The organism is Mesobacillus zeae (assembly GCF_003570705.1).
Taxonomy (GTDB): Bacteria; Bacillota; Bacilli; order Bacillales; family Cytobacillaceae; genus Mesobacillus_C; species Mesobacillus_C zeae.
This window is the reverse complement of sequence record NZ_QWVT01000035.1, coordinates 1-3,022: the sequence shown is the minus strand read 5'-3', so window position 1 is coordinate 3,022 and position 3,022 is coordinate 1. Positions and strand designations below refer to the sequence as shown.

Below are 3,022 nucleotides of genomic sequence, written 5' to 3'. Positions count from 1 at the left end.
TTCCCTCAAAACTGGATAATGTATTCAGAAGGTAAAGAAGTTTGAGTATGCCTTGCTTCGGCTTACGCCTCTGCATTTTAAAATAGGTTAAGTCCTCGATCTATTAGTATCAGTCAGCTCCACACGTCACCGCGCTTCCACCTCTGACCTATCAACCTGATCATCTTTCAGGGATCTTACTAGCTTGCGCTATGGGAAATCTCATCTTGAGGGGGGCTTCATGCTTAGATGCTTTCAGCACTTATCCCTTCCGCACATAGCTACCCAGCTATGCCTTTGGCAAGACAACTGGTACACCAGCGGTGCGTCCATCCCGGTCCTCTCGTACTAAGGACAGCTCCTCTCAAATTTCCTGCGCCCACGACGGATAGGGACCGAACTGTCTCACGACGTTCTGAACCCAGCTCGCGTACCGCTTTAATGGGCGAACAGCCCAACCCTTGGGACCGACTACAGCCCCAGGATGCGATGAGCCGACATCGAGGTGCCAAACCTCCCCGTCGATGTGGACTCTTGGGGGAGATAAGCCTGTTATCCCCGGGGTAGCTTTTATCCGTTGAGCGATGGCCCTTCCATGCGGAACCACCGGATCACTAAGCCCGACTTTCGTCCCTGCTCGACTTGTAGGTCTCGCAGTCAAGCTCCCTTGTGCCTTTACACTCTGCGAATGATTTCCAACCATTCTGAGGGAACCTTTGGGCGCCTCCGTTACATTTTAGGAGGCGACCGCCCCAGTCAAACTGCCCGCCTGACACTGTCTCCCGCCCCGATAAGGGGCGCGGGTTAGAATTTCAATACAGCCAGGGTAGTATCCCACCGACGCCTCCACCGAAGCTAGCGCTCCGGCTTCCAAGGCTCCTACCTATCCTGTACAAGCTGTACCAAAATTCAATATCAGGCTGCAGTAAAGCTCCACGGGGTCTTTCCGTCCTGTCGCGGGTAACCTGCATCTTCACAGGTACTATAATTTCACCGAGTCTCTCGTTGAGACAGTGCCCAGATCGTTACGCCTTTCGTGCGGGTCGGAACTTACCCGACAAGGAATTTCGCTACCTTAGGACCGTTATAGTTACGGCCGCCGTTTACTGGGGCTTCGATTCAGAGCTTCGCGTGAGCTAACCCCTCCTCTTAACCTTCCAGCACCGGGCAGGCGTCAGCCCCTATACTTCGCCTTGCGGCTTCGCAGAGACCTGTGTTTTTGCTAAACAGTCGCCTGGGCCTATTCACTGCGGCTTTTCCGGGCTATTCACCCTAAAAAGCACCCCTTCTCCCGAAGTTACGGGGTCATTTTGCCGAGTTCCTTAACGAGAGTTCTCTCGCACACCTTAGGATTCTCTCCTCGCCTACCTGTGTCGGTTTGCGGTACGGGCACCCATGATCTCGCTAGAGGCTTTTCTTGGCAGTGTGGAATCAGGAACTTCGGTACTGTAATTTCCCTCGCCATCACAGCTCAGCCTTCACGCAAGCGGGATTTGCCTCGCTTGCAGCCTAACTGCTTGGACGCGCTATTCCAGCAGCGCGCTTACCCTATCCTACTGCGTCCCCCCGTTGCTCAAATGATCATAAGGTGGTACAGGAATATCAACCTGTTGTCCATCGCCTACGCCTTTCGGCCTCGGCTTAGGTCCCGACTAACCCTGAGAGGACGAGCCTTCCTCAGGAAACCTTAGGCATTCGGTGGATGGGATTCTCACCCATCTTTCGCTACTCATACCGGCATTCTCACTTCTAAGCGCTCCACAAGTCCTTCCGGTCTTGCTTCAACGCCCTTAGAACGCTCTCCTACCGCGGACACCATACGGTGTCCACCCACAGCTTCGGTGATACGTTTAGCCCCGGTACATTTTCGGCGCAGAGTCACTCGACCAGTGAGCTATTACGCACTCTTTAAATGGTGGCTGCTTCTAAGCCAACATCCTGGTTGTCTAAGCAACTCCACATCCTTTTCCACTTAACGTATACTTTGGGACCTTAGCTGGTGGTCTGGGCTGTTTCCCTTTCGACTACGGATCTTATCACTCGCAGTCTGACTCCCACGGATAAGTCTTTGGCATTCGGAGTTTGTCTGAATTCGGTAACCCGATGAGGGCCCCTAGTCCAAACAGTGCTCTACCTCCAAGACTCTTACTACGTGAGGCTAGCCCTAAAGCTATTTCGGAGAGAACCAGCTATCTCCAGGTTCGATTGGAATTTCTCCGCTACCCACACCTCATCCCCGCACTTTTCAACGTGCGTGGGTTCGGGCCTCCAGTAGGTGTTACCCTACCTTCACCCTGGACATGGGTAGATCACCTGGTTTCGGGTCTACGACCACATACTAAATCGCCCTATTCAGACTCGCTTTCGCTGCGGCTCCGCCTTATCAGCTTAACCTTGCATGGGATCGTAACTCGCCGGTTCATTCTACAAAAGGCACGCCATCACCCATTAACGGGCTCTGACTACTTGTAGGCACACGGTTTCAGGATCTTTTTCACTCCCCTTCCGGGGTGCTTTTCACCTTTCCCTCACGGTACTGGTTCACTATCGGTCACTAGGGAGTATTTAGCCTTGGGAGATGGTCCTCCCTGCTTCCGACGGGATTTCACGTGTCCCGCCGTACTCAGGATCCACTCAGGAGGGAACGAAGTTTCAACTACAGGGTTTTTACCTTCTATGACGGACCTTTCCAGATCTCTTCATCTACCCCGTTCCTTTGTAACTCCATGTTGAGTGTCCTACAACCCCAGAAGGCAAGCCTTCTGGTTTGGGCTAATCCCGTTTCGCTCGCCGCTACTCAGGGAATCGCGTTTGCTTTCTCTTCCTCCGGGTACTTAGATGTTTCAGTTCCCCGGGTCTGCCTTCCATACCCTATGTATTCAGGTATGGATACTGTCCCATTACGGACAGTGGGTTTCCCCATTCGGAAATCTCCGGATCAAAGCTTGCTTACAGCTCCCCGAAGCATATCGGTGTTAGTCCCGTCCTTCATCGGCTCCTAGTGCCAAGGCATCCACCGTGCGCCCTTTCTAACTTAACCATT

1 rRNA gene is annotated in these 3,022 nt (G+C 53.0%); it reads right to left on the bottom strand.

Annotated elements, in window-relative coordinates:
- Positions 1–83: 83 nt before the first annotated feature.
- Positions 84–3,019: ribosomal RNA gene (locus D1970_RS18475) — 23S ribosomal RNA — on the bottom strand.
- Positions 3,020–3,022: the final 3 nt, after the last annotated feature.